This window comes from Pseudoalteromonas luteoviolacea NCIMB 1944 (assembly GCF_001625565.1).
In the GTDB taxonomy this organism is placed as follows: Bacteria; Pseudomonadota; Gammaproteobacteria; order Enterobacterales; family Alteromonadaceae; genus Pseudoalteromonas; species Pseudoalteromonas luteoviolacea_F.
Genome location: NZ_AUXS01000025.1, coordinates 1 through 19,102, shown reverse-complemented (window position 1 = coordinate 19,102; position 19,102 = coordinate 1). Strand labels below are relative to the sequence as shown.

Genomic DNA, 19,102 nt, shown 5'->3' with positions numbered 1-19,102 from the left:
TCCTTAGTTCACTGTAACCGTAAATGCTTGTGACTTAACAAACTCAACCATAGCATCAATGTCTGGTTTAAGTAGTCTGTCTTCTTCAAGCTTCGCGACCTTTGTACGGATCAATGCATGATTTTGTTCAATAATATCTGAACACGTATTTGGACGTCTAAAATCAACAGCTTGCGCAGCATACATCAATTCAATCGCGAAGATTTTTTCTAAGTTGCCTAAGATTTGATTAAATTTACGACCTGAAATACTACCCATAGACACATGGTCTTCTTGGCCCATAGAGGTTGGTACACTATCCGCAGACGGTGGGAAACACAGTGATTTATTCTCTGTAACCAAAGCCGCTGTAGTATATTGCGGGATCATCATGCCTGAATTCAAACCACCAGAAGTAGTCAACAAACGAGGTAGACCGTGTAAGCCTTCTAGTAGCAAATAACAACGGCGGTCAGAAATATTACCAAGTTCAGCTGCGGCAATCGACGCGTAATCAAGTACCATTGCCAAAGGCTGACCATGGAAACTACCACCTGAAATGGCTTCTTCTTCACTGATCACAATTGGGTTGTCTGTCACTGAGTTCATTTCAGTTTCAGCAAGTTCTTTTAAGTGGTTAAATGCATTGCGAGATGCACCATGAACCTGTGGGATACATCTCAGTGAGTATGGGTCTTGTACGCGATCGCACTCTTCGTGGTCTGCCATATTCTGTGAGTCTTTAAATAGACGGCGCATACGCTTTGCAACAGCGATGTTACCTTCAAATGCACGAATTGCATGTAACTCTTCGCGGAACGGCTGCTCACTGCCCTGCATACCTTCAATGCTCATCGCACCAGCAACATCTGCAAGATCCAAGAGGTAACGCATCTTTGTCAAACCAGTGATGGCGTGAGATAAGATAAACTGTGTACCATTGATAAGTGCCAAACCTTCTTTTGAGTCAAGGTCCATTGCTTCTAAATTATTGTCAGCAAGTACTTTCGCCGCAGGCTGGATCTCATCACCTACCCAAAACTCACCTTCACCTAAAAGTGGTAAAAATAAATGTGAAAGTGGTGCTAAATCACCTGACGCACCAACAGAACCCTGCTCCGGTACAACTGGGATAATATCGAGTTCGATAAACTTAAGCATGCGCTCAACAACTTCCAGACGAATGCCCGAGAAACCTTGGCTCAACGCGTGAACTTTGGTGATAAGCATCAGCTTAGAAATAGACTTTGCGATCGGGTTACCTACACCTACTGCGTGGGTAATAAGAAGATTTTTTTGAAGTAACTTTGTCTCTTCAGGGGAAACTTGGGTGTCGCACAGCGGGCCAAAACCAGTATTAATACCATAAACGGCTTTGTCAGATGCTGCCATCTTGTCTACACGTTGACGGCTATTGTTAATTTTATCTAATGCTTCCTGACAAAGCTCTGCTTCAATACTGCCATCGGCTATGCCGTTCACAATATCAAGGTTCAGACGATCTACACCATATCTAAACGTCATCTTATTCTCCTAAATATATGCTTTTCCTAAGCAACTGTGTGCTTGATGACGCAATATTACTCCTCAATTGATGTTTTATAAATTGTAGATAATCGTATTTCATTCCGATTTTATCAAACTTTAAGTTTTCACTTTGCTGAACATTCCTCTACAATAGCCGTAATGATGTTTTAAGGCCTTTTCTAAGCGTAAATATGCGCGGCTTTTTGGAGATAAACCTGTGCAAGTTCATGACGTTGACTTACGTCTACTGAGAATTTTTGTTGCTATTGTTGAGTCTGGCGGGCTGTCTGCCGCAGAGTCTCGCCTCAACATAGGGCGATCAACCATCAGCTCCCACCTATCAGATCTTGAAGTACGACTCGGAATCAAACTGTGTAAACGAGGACGTGGCGGGTTTGAGTTAACCGAACCGGGCAGAGTAACTTATCAAGCATCTCTTGAACTTTTGCAGCAATGTGAAGCTTTTGCAACTACCGTCGCCAGCTCTAAAAACGAGCTCTCTGGGCGTGTCACTATCGCAGTTATTGATACCATGGCCAGTGATCCTCGATGCGGTATTGCGAATGCCATCGCTTCTCTTAAAGCACAAAGTGACAACATTCAATTTGATATTAATGTATGTGAAGCAAAAGAGGTTGAAACCTCAGTGATAAATGGTCGCTCATTAGTTGGACTTGGAGTTAGTCGCCACCACTTACGCGGCTTAGAGTACATTCCACTTTATGACGAAAAAAACTACTTGTACTGTGCAAAGGGTCATCCATTGTTTGACTGCAAGGCTTCTCAGGTAAGCAAGCAACTTAATAGTGCAGAGGTTGTTTCTAGTAACTATATGAGAGATAAAGAAGTTAGAAATGATGGACTTAACTACATGAACAGCGCTATCGCTTACCATGATGAGGGCATTGCTCACTTAATCCTTTCCGGTGCTTTTATTGGCTACTTACCGGAACATTACGCGAGCTATTGGGTTGATAAAGGGCTCTTTAAAGCAATATCTCCACAAAAATACGCTTATACTATTCCTGTCTCATTGATAACAGCAAAAAACTACTCAGCTTCCCCGCTTGCAAATGCCATTATTGAAGAGCTAAAGCGCAGCCATACCTATTAAAGCAATACTCGAGGGAAACCTTCCCGTTTCCCTTACGCAAATTTATTGTTTTTGATAAAACTTTTTGGTCATACCTTGACTTTTAGGTGAAACCAAACGATACCCTAGCTTTTCATAAAACGCTGGTTCATCGGCTATCATCGATACGTATGATCCTTCTAAAGCCACTGATGCTAAATATCTGTCAATAAACGTCATCACTTCACGGCCAAGCCCCCGCCCCTGATACTTTGGGTCGACTGCAACGTCAACGATTTCAAAGTTACAAGCACCATCACCAACAACTCGCCCCATTCCTATTAACAGCCCTTCTTCACGAATTGATACGCCGTATAATGAATTAGGTAAGCCAATTTCAGCGGCCTGCAAAGACTTAGCAGAAAGCCCTGCTGTCACCCGCAAATCACAATATTCTTGTGGTGTAGGAGTTTGTTCTTCAACTGTATAATTCATAATCTTTCCTCGGTAATATTGGGACGATTATACACAGAACTGTTTATTTATACAGTGCTTTGTTAATTTCCCCTCCTAGCTTCTAATATTAGAAAGATAAAATTTGATTCTTGAGTTGGCTAGTCGTAGAAGAGAAGAATAAGTAGCTAAGAATAAAAGTTCATGGAAAGCTAGGCTTTGCAAATAGGTAAGCGAAAACGCACTGTAAAAGCTTAATTTATTGGTATTAAAAATAATGAAGGGCTATTGCTAGCCCCTATTATCAATAATTATTGTTTAATATAAGCCGCATACGCTGTATTTGTATTTTTTCCACCCCAAGGTGTCGCGCCACAATGACTTGCCCAAAATCCTATTTTTTTACCACTGGCCATTGCTGTCAAAGCTAAACTGTACATCTGGTCAAAGCCCTCTTTTGTTTTATCAAGCTTCACAACTCCTGAGATATCGCAATTTTTAGGGTTTTGCATTCCATCTCCCCACATGTACACATGCCCATGCTCTACTTGGATATGTTTTATTAAGAATGCACCTGTATTAGCACTAGATATAAATGGAGCACATAAAAGGGCAAAAGCGATTATCTTTTTCATTATTATTTCCTTTAGTTAATATCAAAAAAAATAATAAGCAAAGATTTTAACAATTTCAACATACACATTAAAAATAGAGTAGAATGTTATAAAATATATGAATTATTACATAAAGTAACATAGAAAATAAATTACAAAAACTTGATAAAATAAATGTCTAACTAGCTTAATCTCACATCACTTAAAAACACAATTTTGATCTAACCCTAACACCCTAGCCAAAAATAAATGAGCATTTAATTCAAAGATCAGCATGTTCAATTACTGTCAGGTAATAGTAAAACCAATGATAGTCAGCTAAAGTGCAATTAGCCGTTAAATGCGGTTGGTGAGACCATGTTTTTAAAATTAAGTAAACATACTCTAAAAACAAAGTCTCTGTTAAAGAGAGGTATTACTAACAGAAAGTGCTGAGTTATGCCGCAGTAGTTATAAGATACTTTTCGGCGGTTTGCAGCCACCTGCTCTCCCCCTAAGATTGTAAACGCGTCCGATGTTAATAATATCGAGTATTTATGAGACAACAACCAATGCAACCCAAATAAAAGCATCTGAATTAGTCGTTTTAAAGCGGACATTGCAATTCTTAGATACGCGTTAAATCAAACATTTGGATATGCCACAACTAGCCATCTAGCGGTTTCATTTACCTAGCCCTTAATCTTGTTTCACGAATTGATTGCACTTTCTAATGCCAATTGCAGTTATCAAAGTAAACACACCATACATAACTATTTTTCCAATCCATGTAGATGAAGGCAGAGAGTAAAACAACCTTAAATAGTCATTTACAATAAATATGCCTAAGCCAACAATCACTGCTATTAATCTAAAGCACCAAAACCCACCATGTTTAATGGTATTCACAGACAATAGCAGCACAAGCATAGACATATAGTATGCAATTACAGACATCGCACCAGGTACGAAGCTAGGAGCATAGAGAAGAAAAGAAAAGACGACTAACAACCAATAGTAAAATCTTAGAATAAAGCTCTTATATTTCATTATCTTTCCTTGATATTCAGCGTATTTAATTCCAGTGCGATAGCTTTATTCGGCCATTTCCAATATAAACAAAAGTCAGATTAACCGCCCCAGCAGTATTATTGATTTCAACCAACTTATCACAATCAACCTGATTTGCGCATTCAAATACTTGGCCCAAAAATTCAAAAGATCCATTGTTCGATACAAAGGTGCTGTCCAGCAAATCAACATTTTGGTATTCGTAAACAGTATTGATTGAATCTTCTTGTTGTGAAGATATTTCGCTTAATTGATATCGCTTACTGCTACTATCCGCTGGGGGGTTTTCAATGTCCTTAACCTCGACTATGAGTTCGTAGCGTGTGCCCCAACGATAGTCAAAATTTTCAATGTCCCCATAAAATAGTTCAAACTCCTGTTCTTCATCTCCCTCCACTCTCAAGCACAGTTGCTGCGTAACACTTGTGCAGGGCGAGCGGTAAGGCGATAGCTTTATTGTTTCGGTATATCCTTTGTTGATATTATTTTGAGCCGACTCTTTTATGCTTGAGTCTATATTTGTGTTTTCACTAGATGACCCGCAACCTGCTAAACCGATTGATAGAACACATAATAAAATGCGTTTCATATTATTCTTCCTTATATTGAAACATATAAAGAAGAATTGCATATTATCTTGCATTATTCTGTTTCTATTTGTAAACGCCACTACTTATCATCAAGCACTATTTTGCTTGCAAGCCCGATAAGCAATAAACCCGAAAGACCTTCAAGCACCTGTGTGTACTGCTTGGCTTTATCACTGCTAAACATCCAACTCCCGGCGATTGCATACACTAAATTGCAAATTGTTGCTAATGAGCTAAAAATCAAGCCATAAATTAATAGATGCAATGCGGCGTTTTCGCTATGGGGGTCGATAAACTGAGGTAAAAAAGATAGGAAAAATAACGCAACTTTTGGATTTAAAACACTGACGATGACACCTTGCATAAAGATATTGTTTGCTTGCGTTCCTTTATGTGTTAAGTCTAGTTGTGATGTCCCTTTATACACTGAAATCAGACATTTTACTCCTAGGTAGCCAAGATATAGTGCACCCAGTATTTTTACTATGTTAAATAACAGAGCCGAACTTAAAATAACAGCAGACAACCCCAAACATGCCGCAATAGTATGACAAACATAACCGGCACCAAGCCCCGATGCAGCCTTTACGCCACTTGTGACTTTTCCTCTCATGGTATTTGTTACGATATAAATAACATCTGGTCCTGGGATCAAGTTAATCGCCAAACAGGCCAAAACAAACACATATATAGAACTAAACTCCATTTATTGCACCTCTCACTCTATATTTACCTTTAAAACTGTCGTGAAATGAATACTCATCTATATAAAGGTAAAATGCACGATTAATGGTGTGCCTCTTTTCCCTTAGTATTCTTGATTGACTACTAAAATAATTGCTAGGATTAACCGTTCTCGATAATGAGTTGATTTACTTCCGCGTACATGTTCATATTAAACCCATCTCTGTTTCAATCTCTAGAAAATACAACTATATGAATTTACAGTTTTTGACGGCTTTTTGCTTTGCCAGCTTTGCTAGTCAGCCTTATGCTAGTACACAACTTCCTGCAAACTCAACCTCTATAAAATTAAAACAGGTTATACGTCATGCAGACAATCAAGACTTTGAAGTCGCCAACCCAAGAGATGCATGGTTAACCGATGAAAATGCTCTACTAATAGTGAGCGGAGACAGTAATTCACTCTCAATCTTTAATTCGAGTAAACATCACGCTTTCACTTATTCACAGAGCTTTTCTAAACAACATGATAAATCAGCATCGCTAGAAGGTGCTTCTAGTATTTCTTTTTTAAAAGATGCTGACATTGCTATTGTATCGGCTTTTTACAGTGGTTCACTGTCAACATTCAAGCTGGATGATAAAGGCCAATTTAATCACATTGAAACAGTCAGTGATCACCTAGATATAAAGCAAGCTTTCACTGCATATCAAGACTTGAAAGACCGGGATGTGTTCGGCCTTGTTGGAGCATGGGGTACGCATCTCAATCGAGATAATCAGCACTTATATGTTGCAAGCTACCAAAGTAACTCTGTGAGCGAGTTTAAAGTACGTGAGACAGGCCAATTAAGCGCGTTGGGTAGATTGCTTCCAAAATACGATTGGGGCCGACCAACATCTATAACCCAATCCAAAAATACTGATTGGTTGTATATCAACGGTTTTGAACAGAGCAAAATTTCTGTTCTATCTAAAACATCAGAAGGAAAATTCGCTGTCACACAGACAATACAGCATGATAAGAACGGGGTTAAATCCATGCTCAACCCACAGCAACTTATCGTGACACCTGACAATCACTATTTGTTTGTCGCTGCATCTAAAAGTAACGCCATAAACGTATTCAAAAAAGATACATCAGGGCACCTTAACCTTCATCAAGTTATTACAAATGAACAAACTCAGGGGTTATCAGGCGCATGTTGTATGGCGTTTTCTGACAATCAGAATGCCCTTTTTGTTGCTGGTGAAACGGATAAAGGCATACTCATTTTTGATTTCACACCGAGCACGGGGAAGCTTAAGTTTAGGCAGCATATAACTGAATTTAATCGCCACCAGCTTATGGGCGTTTCATCATTGAGGCTATCGGAAGACGAAAAACAATTGGTTGTTACGACAGGGAAAAATAATGAAATCTTTATTCTGAGCCTCGACTAGTCATTGAGCTAACCTGATTGCTTTGTCCGGTATGTCTTCCGATTTAATCATACCCATTTGTTATAAATGCATATATGTAAATTGGTTAATTAGTTGCCAAACCGGACCAGTAATTTTTTGCCAGCCTTTTTAGCCCCTTTAATATAAAGTGCTTAATTTTACCCACTCAAGCTGCCCTACATCTCTTGGAACGTCTAATTCTTCTGCGATATCATAGATTTGGTCAACCTGTTTATTTTCAAAATCTCGCTGAAAAGAACCGAGTCGCAACTTCATCCAGCTTTCAATGGAATCAGACTTATCAAATAGGGCAGGATTGTTTTCGATAGTCTCGTTCAACGCTTCCCAAATGTTTGATTGGATCTGGGGAGGTGTATCTTTCAAGTGTCCCACCACATCTTCCATCAAACCAACACCTTGATTTTCATAAGAATCAATTAAATTACTATATAGCTCCGTACGCTGTGATTCACTGGCCATTTTTTCAGTAAATAAGACATATCCTCCGTACGAGCTCTCGTATGCACCGGTATACTGACTGACATCTACCTGCTTGCCTACGTATTCAAAGATGTTGTTTTCACTGTCTTTGTCTACTTCATCAAGCATGTTCAAAAACGAAACCCTGTCATTATTTTTGACGTTTATCGCCATATCAATTATACCTCGGCTTTGCTCAAACGAACTTTCCTGTAAATGTTGATTAATAGACATCAGATCTCCTTCTGAATAACGATTTTCCGCTAGTAGATCAACGTATTGGTGAGTCAATTTACTAAAATGAATACTTTGCTGTAAGTGAGAACGATGATCCGCAGTCTGCGAAAAGCTATGCAACTGGATTTCAGCGGGTCCACGATACCCAAACGCGAGAATTGGTGAGTCTGGTTTATCGTTTATTTCTTTATCTGACAAATGTGCTAACGTATCGACAGTATCCTTAATTTGTTCTTCAGACATGTCGCTCATTAATGAAATCAACTGTTGTGATTTCTCTTTGTTATGACCAAAAAGACTGTCTAACCCAAATGAAGCGGATAACACATCAACAAACGCCGTCAGTGTCTCGTCATCCATTTTATCCATTACAGCCAGTAAATCTTTTGAGGGAATATAGGTTCTAAGAATATCACTTTGTTCCTTGCTTAACCTATCCTGATGGGTCAGAAATGCTTCAATATCGTGAGGGTTGGTCAATTCGCCATATTGGTATTGGGGTGGTTCGTTTGGAGATGACAAATTAATAACTTGGTAACGCTTTGCGCGAAATGGGAATGACATCAGATCTGGCTCTTGCTCAATTGTGGCAACCTCTCTACTGCGCAGCACCTCGTCAAGTTCTTCCCTTTCAGATTTAGAAACTTTAGCGTTTGACGCAAGTTGACGCATAGCCAACGAATCAACACTTTGCCCTGACTTAATTTGCATCTTAATCTCCTTATATTAAGTACAACAACATATCGGCAAGAATAACGGTATCTTTAATACTTATTGCTGAAATTTAACCACTTATTTGACTATCCTATTCTATTTATGTCGTTTATCAAAACCGTTATAACTATCGTTTATAGACGCATAAATTATTAAGCACTCTCACCTTTTTATTAATACTGTAAAAGCTCACTAAGTATTTAGGCTTGATAAAAAACGACACAAAAGTTAACATACTGTAAATAACGTATCTTTATCTCAACGTCGGCATTTACCCACTGTGATTAGTAAAGATTCTTAATGAGACAGGATACTCAATATTTTTATGGCGACAAAAAGCCCTAAATGATACTTGGCGATGTTAGTACTTGTATCACTTTAAAACACAACAAAAATCAATAAAATAAACATTAAGGAAGAAAGATGAGACTTAATAAAAAGAAACTAAAAAACCTAAGCCAACAAAAAGAGTTAGTGCAACAGCAAACACCAAATATTGCCGGTGGCTTTATTCGTTCGTTTGGGTGTGGACCTAACACATATCACCTTGGTACCTGCCCTTCTCATATGCCTTACGAGACAGGCTGTGCGTGCCCAGATACACACCCAATTCACTGCGCATAACATATTTACTGATATACACCTTAAAGATGCATCTTAAACGCATTTTAAATTGTGGTTTTTGCGGTATTGCGTAAATATTAAAGGCTGTTAAAACACCAACAAGTTTTATACAGCCTTTTAAATTCATAATAAATGGTGGTCACCCCCCATCCACAGTGTCAAATACATTGCTTTGATAGGTGTAGATTAAAGCCGACGCTGACAACTTTCATACACTAATTAGCTTACTTAGGTAAACATTGAGCAATACCTGCTGTAAGTCGTTTTAAAAGCTTTTCGTTGATTTGGTTTTCACCTGCTTTTAGGCCTAAGATGTAGTCTTCTTTTTCCTTAAACGACATCTTGCTATTTATCTCTCCAACCATACACTTACAAAACGGACCATATTGAGGATGACCGCTGCGGCAAAGCAAGTTCATATGAACTTGAAATGCTGAATCGCCCGCATAAACTACTTTATTGTCTGTGAGATCATATACCACAGGAAACCAACGATATAATGTGTTTTCTTCGCCTTGCTTAACGACAAAACCGCCAATATGATATGTATGACCAGCTAATAGATTAACCTTAAATCGCTCAGGAAAACTATGACTTGTTCTTAGTGCATGATGAGCAAGTAATTCGTGCAAACCTTGAACTGTGTATATTTCAAGACTACCATCAAGCGTTGAATTAAACATTTTCCCGACTGATATATTTCTGTTATAGCCGCCTTTTATACCGTTAACCTCTAATAACCTTGATTCTGCTGCAACATATTTATTGTCAAGCTCGAGCGCGCTTTTAATTTTATTTTCGCATTCAGCATCGCATTGATTTGTCAACAATACACGCTGATCCGCTGACAAATCAGGATCGTTATACAGATATTTAGGCCCACTAGTACAACCAGATAATAGTACGATGAATAGAATAACAATATACTTCATAAATATTCCAACAACTTAAATTTACAATATACAATAACTGTCTTTCACATTATCTCTACTGCGATGACGGCTATACTTGATTTACGACTGCAAAGGCGCACTCTAACATAGCTTTGCTGCGAGTTAACTTTGCGCATTGCTGCAATTGAGGGTGTGCTTTGCGATATGGTTTAATTGGTTTTCCATCCACACGCCGAAGACACTTTTCTGATGCGTATGGTGCGTAAACAGCTATAGGTAACGTGTCGTAGTCATAGATTTCATCAATAATATCGTACATGTTCAATGCAATAATGGCACTCGGAACAGTTTGATCATCATTTTCTATTTTTTGTTTATCAGGCAACGGCGCCAACATTTCCTGCTTACTTTTTCCCTTTGCTTTATAGTCAATCGCAGACGCCGCAATTTGATACAAAGATAGGCAAGCTGCCATACCATTATTTTCATTTGCTGCTGTAAAATGAGTCGAAAATAGAAAAGTGAGGCACACGCCTATTTTATACATATTTAGTCCGTTTTCATTGTTATTATAAGGTTTACTAAACGAGTTCAGGCCGATAAACAACCTTTATTTATTAAACCTGAAAAATAAACAAAAATACAAGCTGTTATATAAGTAAAAAACCTGTTTTACTCGTTCAACACTGCATATGTACCACTGTTTGGCTTACTGTGAACCATTCACGAGTTCATTAATCCTACTGGTTGACATAGCAGCTGGGGATTTGACTTAGTCTAGGCATTTTCATCAATCCAATTCTTTGGAAAGGCTCACCTGAATATAACAACTAAATTAGTGTTTAGGCCTTCACTTCACATTCAGGCTCAACCTCATGCGGCCTCTGCACTTTCCAAATCATGTACTAAAAATATCATTCTTATGAAATAAAAAATAAAATAATCAGCCGGTTACAAGTTTGTTTTTTTACTCACTGAAGGTGTGCTAAAGTCAGTTAATAAAAGAATAATAACTAGTTACCCCGATAAACGGGACGGACGCTCTATGGTAAAGCAATATTGGATCGGTGATTTCTTTATCGATTTATCCAGAAACCAAATCACGCAAAACAAACAGCCGCAAGTAGTCGCACCAAAAGCATTAGCCGTTTTAACACTGCTGGCCAAAAATCAAGGTGAAGTAGTTAGCCAAGAAACACTGCTTTCAACAGTTTGGCCCGATACGATTGTTTCACCTAACAGCTTACAACGCAGCATTGCACAACTTCGCAAAGCCCTCGGTGATGATGGAAAAGGCCAAGTTTATATCAAAACACACTCTAAACAAGGTTACAGTTTAGAATGTGAAGTTAATTGGCAAGCAAACGTAAAAACTAAAAACACGGACTCTTGTGCATCGGCAACTGTAAATTCTGGCCCGCAGCCAACAACTCAAAAAGCACCAACCATTACTGAAAAGCTCACTCAATGGCGCTCAAAACTCCTTTTGCTGTTCTCCTTTATTTTTGTAAGTGGTTTTATTGGGGCGCACTTTTCAGCCTCTAGTGACACCCCGATGTTTTCTGTTGGCGAATTACGCGCGTTAACCTCATCGGATGGGCGGGAGTTTGCCAGCATCTATTCTCCAGATGGTAAGTACATTATCTTTCATCGTTACTCTGAAGAAGCATGTGTCAACAATATTTGGGCAAAAGATCTCGCGACTAAGCAGGAATATAAACTTACAGACAACATAGACAGCTATGGCCGTCATAGTTTTTCAAAAGATGGAAAACAACTGGTTTTTATACGTACGGTCGACTGTGACGAACCTATCACACAAAAAAAATGCTTTCAGCTCATGAGTATTGATTTTGCCAAGGCTCTCAAGGCCCCCCAGCCTATGCAGCTCTTACTTGAATGTAAAAACTCAGAAATTACTAGACCGCACTGGTTAAATAATAACAACATTGCTTTGCTACAAAAAGATGAATCCCAGTGGCAACTGATCAGTTATTCGATCAGCGATAATGAAAGCCAAGTTATACATAAAGTGAATGATGGCAATATCGTCTATTATGATTACTCTACCAAAGACGATCTTTTGGCAGTTATTAGTATTCATAAAGATAACCAGCATTATATTGAACTACTAACCCCCAGCGGCGAACTTATTTCAAGCAATAAAATCGTATTTCCACCAGACACCGGTCGTCAGCGACTTTTTGTCGCAAACTTCTCTCCAATTGAAAACCACCTTGTGTTTAGTACCGGACGACAAATGTTTACCTTGTCTTTTGATGGACAAATAAACAATGTCAGTATTCCACTCGATCAACCGGCATTCTCGCCAAGCTTTCACCCTGACGGCGATCGGGCGTTAATTATAAAAGGCCAGTACGACAGCGATATACTGTCTATTCCATTGGCGGACCTTACTCAGAACAGCATTGATGATGACCAAAGTTCGATAACGCTTAATCGATCAACGGTTGCAGATGACAGTGCAGTTTTACAACCAAATGGTGAAACCGTCGCGTTTGTCTCTGCACGCTCTGGAGAAGATCAGGTTTGGCTAAGTAATAAGCAAGGTGTGAAGCAACTAAGTCAATTTCCCTTAGACAGCTATATATCTGGCATAAAGTGGTCTGTCGATGGCGCTAGCCTTCTAGTTAATGTGAATAATAAACTGGTCCAATTACAACTAGATGCACGTCAAACCAGCTATTCAGATGAGTACATAATACTCGAGCTGTTGCACTGGGACAGCGTAAAAAACACCGCGCTAACTCTGGCTAGCTTCCAAGGTGTTAGTAAGTTGACAGAATTCAACCTAATAACCGATGAAGTTCGTATTTTAACTGACAGACGGGTTAATTGGGCAAGTAGAACTGAAAGTGGAGATCTGATTTACTCGGACCATTTGGATAGATTTTGGCGCTCCGGAGCCGTGGAGGCTGAGCACATCCCGGCACTAGATGGGCACGGTGGCGATAGAAAACACTTTTTAGTCAATGGCAGTACAATTTATGGAGTGAGCAACGAACTTGAGCTTTGGTCTTACGATCTCAGCAACGAACAATTTAACGTTGTAGGCAAACTACCTAGCAATATCGCAAACATTTCTGAGATAAATGCCAGAGGGCTTTTTGCCACCGCTCGAATTTCGTCGAAAAAAGAAGTTGTCGAACTACTATTAAACTTATAAAAAATAGCGAGTTTAGATGCCCAAATAAACTTTGAATTCGCCATTCAGAGGTTCGTATATTGGGCAACTCTATTTTACGGTATGACCTATAAAACAGCTGGGACAATTAATTCATCCCAGCCATCTTGTTTTAATCTACATAAGAAGTCATTTTTTCTAAGTAGCTCCCTACATATTGTGTTTTGTCACTCGCGCTGTCATCAGAGTTATCTGAAAAGCCTGAAATAGACTGCACAAGAAGTTCAAAGCTATCATTTAAGGCATTGAATTTATCTTGAGCATGAGGCAGCTGGTTGTTGATGACATCATCTAAGTTAATTACTGCTCCATTAGCGAGTTCTGCTCTATCAACTTTGTCGTAGCCACTTTGATAGTAATTTTTGATAGTCAATATTTCTCGTGTTGATTTCAATTGGACTTGTAAATCATCATCATTACGCGACCAGCTTAAGTCTTCAAAAGAAATACCAGCTTTGAACACTAACCTATCGATATCTCCGTCTTGACCAGGGTTATACTTATCATGATTGTAAATGCTGTCATTGCCAGAACCTTCGCCCCAGTAATAAATATCATTGCCCGAACCACCATACAAGGCATCATCACCTTCGCCACCATCGAGTTTGTCATCGCCTGTTTGACCCTTAAGCCTGTCATCTCCTGTGCCACCATGGAGTATGTCGTTACCGGCCCTACCATATAACCTGTCATTGCCATCTAAGCCCAATAGCGTCTCATCTAGATCAGAAGTATAAAGTGACTCATCACCTTGGGTGCCTATAACTATATTTCCGCCTTCTGCGATTGAATCTGATATTATCGCCAGGTCGAGCACGCTGCCATCAGACAGTTCAGCTACTTTTAACTTTAAATTGTCGTCAGTGTAGTAGTCGAAATGATGTTTGATACTGAGCGTTTCACCACTAGAACTGAGCGTCACTTTTAAATCATCGCCATCACGCGACCAAACTAAACCGCCTGCCGAAACACCTTTTTTAAATACCAGCTTGTCAACGTCATTTGCGTTTCTTTGGCTCCAGCTGTCATGATCACCTTTGTCAAATGGAAGCGCTCCCCAAGGATCAACATTGTAAATTTGGTCATTACCTGACCCCACGCCCCAATAATACGTATCGTTGCCTGCACCACCATCGAGTATGTCGTCACCTGCGCCGCCATCGAGTATGTCGTTACCAACTTGCCCTTTCAGTATGTCATCTCCAGCGCCGCCTTGGAGTGTGTCGTCACCAGCTCTACCATATAAGCTATCGTTGCCATCCAAGCCCAACTGTATCTCACCTAATTCAGAACTATAAAGCGATTCGTTGCTTTGTGTACCTAAAACAACATTTATGCCTTCTGGTATAGATCCGTCTATAGCTGATAAATCGAGCTCGGTTCCGTCAGACAATTCAACGACTTTTAACTTAGAGTCACTATATTCGATATCAAAATAGTTTTTGATACTCAGAGTTTCCCTACTGGTGATCAGAGTCGCTTTTAAATCAACCCCGTCGCGTGCCCAAGTTAGGTCGCTAGCAGAGATCCCCGCTTTAAATACTAACTTATCAATATCGTTTGCATCGCCAGGGCTCCATTTGTCATGGTTGTATATAAGGTCATTACCTGAACCAAGTCCCCAGTAATAAATGTCGTTGCCCGCACCACCATACAATGCATCGTTGCCAGCTCCGCCATCTAGTATGTCGTTGCCTATTTGCCCTTTGAGTCTATCATCACCAGCACCGCCATGAAGTCTGTCGTCTCCGGCTCTACCGTATAGCCTATCATTGCCATCTAAACCCAATAAAACTTCATCAGGATCAGACGTATAAATAGATTCACCGGCCTCAGTGCCCATCACAACGTTCGATGCGTCTGTGACTGACCCTTCTATCGACGCAAGGTCAAGCACAGTCCCATCTGCAAGCTCAACCACTTTTATCTTGGAGTCACTAAATTCGGGGTCAAAGTGATTTTTGATGCTCAATGTTTCCCCACTTGAGACCAGCGTCACTCTCAAATCATTTCCATCTTGTGACCAAACTAAATCGCTCGCTGAAATGCCCGCTTTAAATACCAATTTGTCGATATCACTCGCGTCACCTGGACTCCACTTATCATGGTTATAAATTCGGTCATTACCTGAGCCTAGCCCCCAGTAATAAATGTCATTGCCAGCGCCGCCATATAAGTCATCGTTACCCACGCCACCATCTAGTTTGTCATTACCAATTTGTCCTTTTAGCCTATCATTACCAGCACCACCATCGAGTATATCGTCACCAGCTCTGCCGTATAACCTGTCATTGCCGTGTAGGCCTAATATAACTTCGTCGGATTCTGTAGTGTAAATAGAGTCATCGTCCCCAGTACCCTTCACGAGATTGATATTCTCTACCGCGGCTTCCTCTATCGCCGCCCGATCTAGTATCGTGCCATCTGCGAGCACGAACGCGTCTAACTCCCAAGCGCCACGAGCAAAATAAAACACAACTCTGAGTGTTTCACCACTTGAGTTCAGCATCACTTTTAAGTCATCACCATCTCGTGACCAAGTTAAATCATTATGTGAGATCCCTTCTGTAAACAAGAGCTTATCAAAATCATCAGTGGAGCTGTGTGAATCGATACTGAAATTTGTAATAGTATCATTACCCGAACCAGCGCCCCAAAGGTAGGTATCGCTGCCACCTCTTCCTTCTAACTCATCATCGCCAGCCCCGCCATCAAGTATGTCGTCACCACCGTAACCTATCAGATGGTCATCACCTCCCAAGCCCTTTAACACATCATCATTTCGATGGCCATGAAGATAGTCTGCACCTTCTGTACCTTTAGGAGTATTTAGTCCTTTTTCAATGGATGCTAGATCTAGCACTGTACCATCCGCCAGTTCTACTGATTCAATCTGATATCCGTCATATGTCACGTGGTTTTTTATCGACAAGGTTTCACCTGTCGACTTAATTGTCACTAGTAGATCGTCTATTCCGCGTGTCCAAATTAAGTCATTCGCGGTAATACCAGCTTTAAAAATTAGCTTGTCGATATGGCGAGAGTTACTTTGATCAGCACTGCTATAGTCATTAATGGTGTCATTCCCCGAACCTATTCCCCAAAAGTAGCTATCATTGCCCTCATCTCCTTGCAGGTAATCACTCCCGGTTCCGCCATCAAGTAAGTCGTCGCCTTCTCCTCCGTATAAGCGATCACTACCGGCCCCTCCATCAAGAACGTCGTCGCCTTCTTTCGCATATAAATTATCGCCACCACCTAAACCGAATAAAAACTCACTGAACTCTCCTCCATGTAGCCACTCATTCCCTTCAGTGCCCGTTATTGTATGAATTTCTTTCTCTATAGAATCAAGGTCTAGCACTGTGCCATCTGCTAACTCAACAACTTTTAACTTATAATCAATGTACTCTTCATTAAAATGAAATTTGATTCTCAGCGTTTCACCACTTGAGTTAAGCGTTATTTTTAAGTCATCGCCGTCACGTACCCAAGTTAAGTCACTCGCAGTAACTCCTTGTTTAAATACAAGCTTGTCTATATCGCTATTATCTTCGGACAAACTATAGCCAAAGTTCCAAATTTGATCATTTCCAGAACCATAACCCCAGATGTATGTGTCACTACCTAGGCCACCTTCTAAGCGATCATTTCCAGACCCGCCGTCTAAAATATCATTCCCAGAGCCAGCATTTAGTTCATCATTACCTAAACCGCCACCAAGAAAGTCATTGCCGGCCCCGGCAAAAATCCAGTCGTCACCACCTAAACCAAACAAGTAATTGTTATTTTCATTACCCTGTATTTTGTCGTTTCCTTCAGTGGGAATAGCCCTTCCAGACGTCAAGTCGTAGACAATACCAAGGGTCTCTGGGGAATAACCCGATATGTCTTCTGTTCGTATAAATTGCTCAACTGCATCGTGAAGTTGTTCTATGCTGACCTTATTGTATGGGTTTACTCCACGAGTAGCCTGAACAAAGTCCAATAGAGTGTTTACTGTTGACAAGTTTGTAGCATGATTTGCTTCCACATAGTCGAATAAATTATTAACCACTCGGTTAAAATCGCCCTCCCATACACCCGTTACAGCATTCTTACTCCAATCTATTTCTTTAAAAAACGGTTTTAAATGGCTTTGGGCTGCAAGCTGATAAAAGACTGTATCTGACCAATTTCTAAAAACCTCTTCATAAGCCAAACCATAATTATGACCTGTCCCTCCTGGTCGAGGAAGATCAAAGCCATAAAAGGTCTCTAGCGCGCCAATTTTTCTAGCATCAATATGGGAAGGGTAATATGGTCGTTGCTCACCAGTCTGCCCTGTCCAAGCAAATATAATTTTCTCTAATAATGGCTCACGTTCAGCTCGTGAAGAGGCTGTTACAAATTGGGTTACTAAGCTTTGTAACTCACCAGTCTCATCTTGCGCCATCGCTTGATGAAGGGAGCGAGCTTTTCCTGAGCCTAAGGCGTCGGGCAGGCTGGCAATAGTATAGGAGGTTTCAATAGTACTATACTCGGATTCGGCTGGGTTCTGGTTGAACCAAACATCTGTCATTGTAATCTTTATGCCGGCGTTATTGGTATAACTACCTACTTGGCGATGTTCATTACCAAACTCATCAATGAATGTTTGATTGGTATATGAAATGCTCAATGACTCGACACCCGCTTCCGTAAGGGACAACAGCTCGCCTTCGTCGGTTTCGCCATCTTGATCAAGATCCTGAAAGATTCTTAGCTCACCAAAAGATTCATCATTTACATCAATAACACCATCACCATTTGAATCTAACTCTGCAAGCGCCTCAAAGCCATTGCTCGCCTTTAAGCCACTGGCTAATAAAGTCTGATCACCAAATAGTTCTTTACCAGAATTAATAACGCCGTCACCATTTAGGTCACGGACCAATAGCCCATCATCCGCCGCCACAAAACCAGTTAACTCTTTGAAGCCATCTCCATTATGGTCAAAGTGTATATTTGCCATCAAACCAACGGTTTCTACGCCATCACCATCTAAATCGAGAATAATAGGGCTAGCTGGGTTAGGTGCTGGGGTTTGAATCGAAATAGGAGCCAATAAATCTTCTTTAGATGAATTGTCAAAAACAGTTGTTAATCGCGTTACTTCTCCTGTTACCGTGTTGAATGTAAACTCGGTTGTATTTCTATTTTGATCCGTAATCTTAATGTAGTCGATATACCCATTTTGGGAAGTATAAGAAACATCGCTTTTTTGCGTGTCAATCACCAGCTTTCCTACCCCATTACTGGTAAAAGTCATTAAGCCTGTAAATTCATTAAATACGGCATCGTCGCTCGCTATCAAGTTGTCGTCAATACCGTCTCCATCACCGCCATTATTCTTATCTATGCCACCAGAAAATACTTCTGTGGTAATCGTTGGATTTGGCTCCTCACCTGAGCCAGTATCTCCTGAGCCGGTGTCACCTGAGCCATTGTCACCTGAGCCATTGTCACCTGAACCAGTGTCTCCTGAGCCATTGTCTCCTGAGCCATTGTCACCCGAG

The 19,102-nt window shown here is 40.3% G+C and carries 15 protein-coding genes; 5 read left to right on the top strand and 10 right to left on the bottom strand.

All coding sequences use genetic code 11. The features are described from left to right. Nucleotides 1-3: 3 nt before the first annotated feature. Entirely contained in the window at nt 4-1,503 is a 1,500-nt protein-coding gene (gene hutH / locus N483_RS09180) for a histidine ammonia-lyase (RefSeq protein ID WP_023399980.1), read from the bottom strand. A 220-nt stretch (nt 1,504-1,723) separates the two neighbouring features. Between hutH and N483_RS09175 the strand changes: the two genes are divergently transcribed. Beyond that, complete coding sequence (locus N483_RS09175; protein ID WP_023399979.1) at nt 1,724-2,620, top strand: LysR family transcriptional regulator; 897 nt, start codon at nt 1,724-1,726, stop codon at nt 2,618-2,620. A gap of 42 nt (nt 2,621-2,662) precedes the next feature. On the opposite strand, the gene N483_RS09170 is transcribed toward N483_RS09175, so the two are convergent. The 5 genes from N483_RS09170 to N483_RS09150 form a co-directional block, all read right to left on the bottom strand. After that, nucleotides 2,663-3,073 (bottom strand): GNAT family N-acetyltransferase, encoded by a 411-nt coding sequence (locus tag N483_RS09170; protein WP_023399978.1) that lies wholly within the window; start codon nt 3,071-3,073, stop codon nt 2,663-2,665. A 269-nt stretch (nt 3,074-3,342) separates the two neighbouring features. Continuing rightward, entirely contained in the window at nt 3,343-3,666 is a 324-nt protein-coding gene (locus N483_RS09165; RefSeq protein ID WP_023399977.1) for a hypothetical protein, read from the bottom strand. 657 nt (nt 3,667-4,323) lie between these two features. Continuing rightward, nucleotides 4,324-4,674: a hypothetical protein gene (locus N483_RS09160; RefSeq protein WP_023399976.1), complete on the bottom strand. Its 351-nt coding sequence runs from the start codon at nt 4,672-4,674 to the stop codon at nt 4,324-4,326. Nucleotides 4,675-4,699: 25 nt separating this feature from the next. Then, entirely contained in the window at nt 4,700-5,284 is a 585-nt protein-coding gene (locus N483_RS09155) for a DUF4377 domain-containing protein (RefSeq protein WP_023399975.1), read from the bottom strand. Nucleotides 5,285-5,364: 80 nt separating this feature from the next. Next, entirely contained in the window at nt 5,365-5,991 is a 627-nt protein-coding gene (locus tag N483_RS09150) for a LysE family translocator (protein ID WP_023399974.1), read from the bottom strand. Nucleotides 5,992-6,221: 230 nt separating this feature from the next. Here N483_RS09150 and N483_RS09145 point away from each other — a divergent pair, with 230 nt between their 5' ends. After that, on the top strand, nt 6,222-7,412 hold the full coding sequence (locus tag N483_RS09145; RefSeq protein ID WP_023399973.1) for a lactonase family protein: 1,191 nt from the start codon (nt 6,222-6,224) through the stop codon (nt 7,410-7,412). Between the two features lie 138 nt (nt 7,413-7,550). On the opposite strand, the gene N483_RS09140 is transcribed toward N483_RS09145, so the two are convergent. Continuing rightward, complete coding sequence (locus N483_RS09140; protein WP_023399972.1) at nt 7,551-8,840, bottom strand: hypothetical protein; 1,290 nt, start codon at nt 8,838-8,840, stop codon at nt 7,551-7,553. Nucleotides 8,841-9,266: 426 nt separating this feature from the next. On the opposite strand from N483_RS09140, the gene N483_RS09135 reads away from it, so the two are divergent. Further along, the gene (locus N483_RS09135; RefSeq protein WP_023399971.1) at nt 9,267-9,467 is read left to right on the top strand and encodes a hypothetical protein; all 201 of its coding nucleotides are present in this window, start codon (nt 9,267-9,269) and stop codon (nt 9,465-9,467) included. Nucleotides 9,468-9,691: 224 nt separating this feature from the next. Here N483_RS09135 and N483_RS09130 read toward each other — a convergent pair whose 3' ends face one another. Together N483_RS09130 and N483_RS09125 are read right to left on the bottom strand one after the other, a co-directional pair. Next, on the bottom strand, nt 9,692-10,399 hold the full coding sequence (locus tag N483_RS09130) for a hypothetical protein (RefSeq protein ID WP_023399970.1): 708 nt from the start codon (nt 10,397-10,399) through the stop codon (nt 9,692-9,694). Between the two features lie 70 nt (nt 10,400-10,469). Continuing rightward, complete coding sequence (locus tag N483_RS09125) at nt 10,470-10,907, bottom strand: hypothetical protein (RefSeq protein ID WP_023399969.1); 438 nt, start codon at nt 10,905-10,907, stop codon at nt 10,470-10,472. 498 nt (nt 10,908-11,405) lie between these two features. Here N483_RS09125 and N483_RS09120 point away from each other — a divergent pair, with 498 nt between their 5' ends. Then, entirely contained in the window at nt 11,406-13,547 is a 2,142-nt protein-coding gene (locus N483_RS09120) for a winged helix-turn-helix domain-containing protein (protein WP_023399968.1), read from the top strand. Nucleotides 13,548-13,677: 130 nt separating this feature from the next. Here N483_RS09120 and N483_RS26920 read toward each other — a convergent pair whose 3' ends face one another. Continuing rightward, nucleotides 13,678-18,000 carry a calcium-binding protein gene (locus N483_RS26920; RefSeq protein ID WP_367379369.1) on the bottom strand — a complete coding sequence of 1,441 codons (4,323 nt, stop codon included), beginning with the start codon at nt 17,998-18,000 and terminating at the stop codon, nt 13,678-13,680. A gap of 974 nt (nt 18,001-18,974) precedes the next feature. Here N483_RS26920 and N483_RS27680 point away from each other — a divergent pair. After that, a partial coding sequence (locus tag N483_RS27680; protein ID WP_196764402.1) for a pentapeptide repeat-containing protein occupies nt 18,975-19,102 on the top strand: 128 nt, incomplete at its 3' end.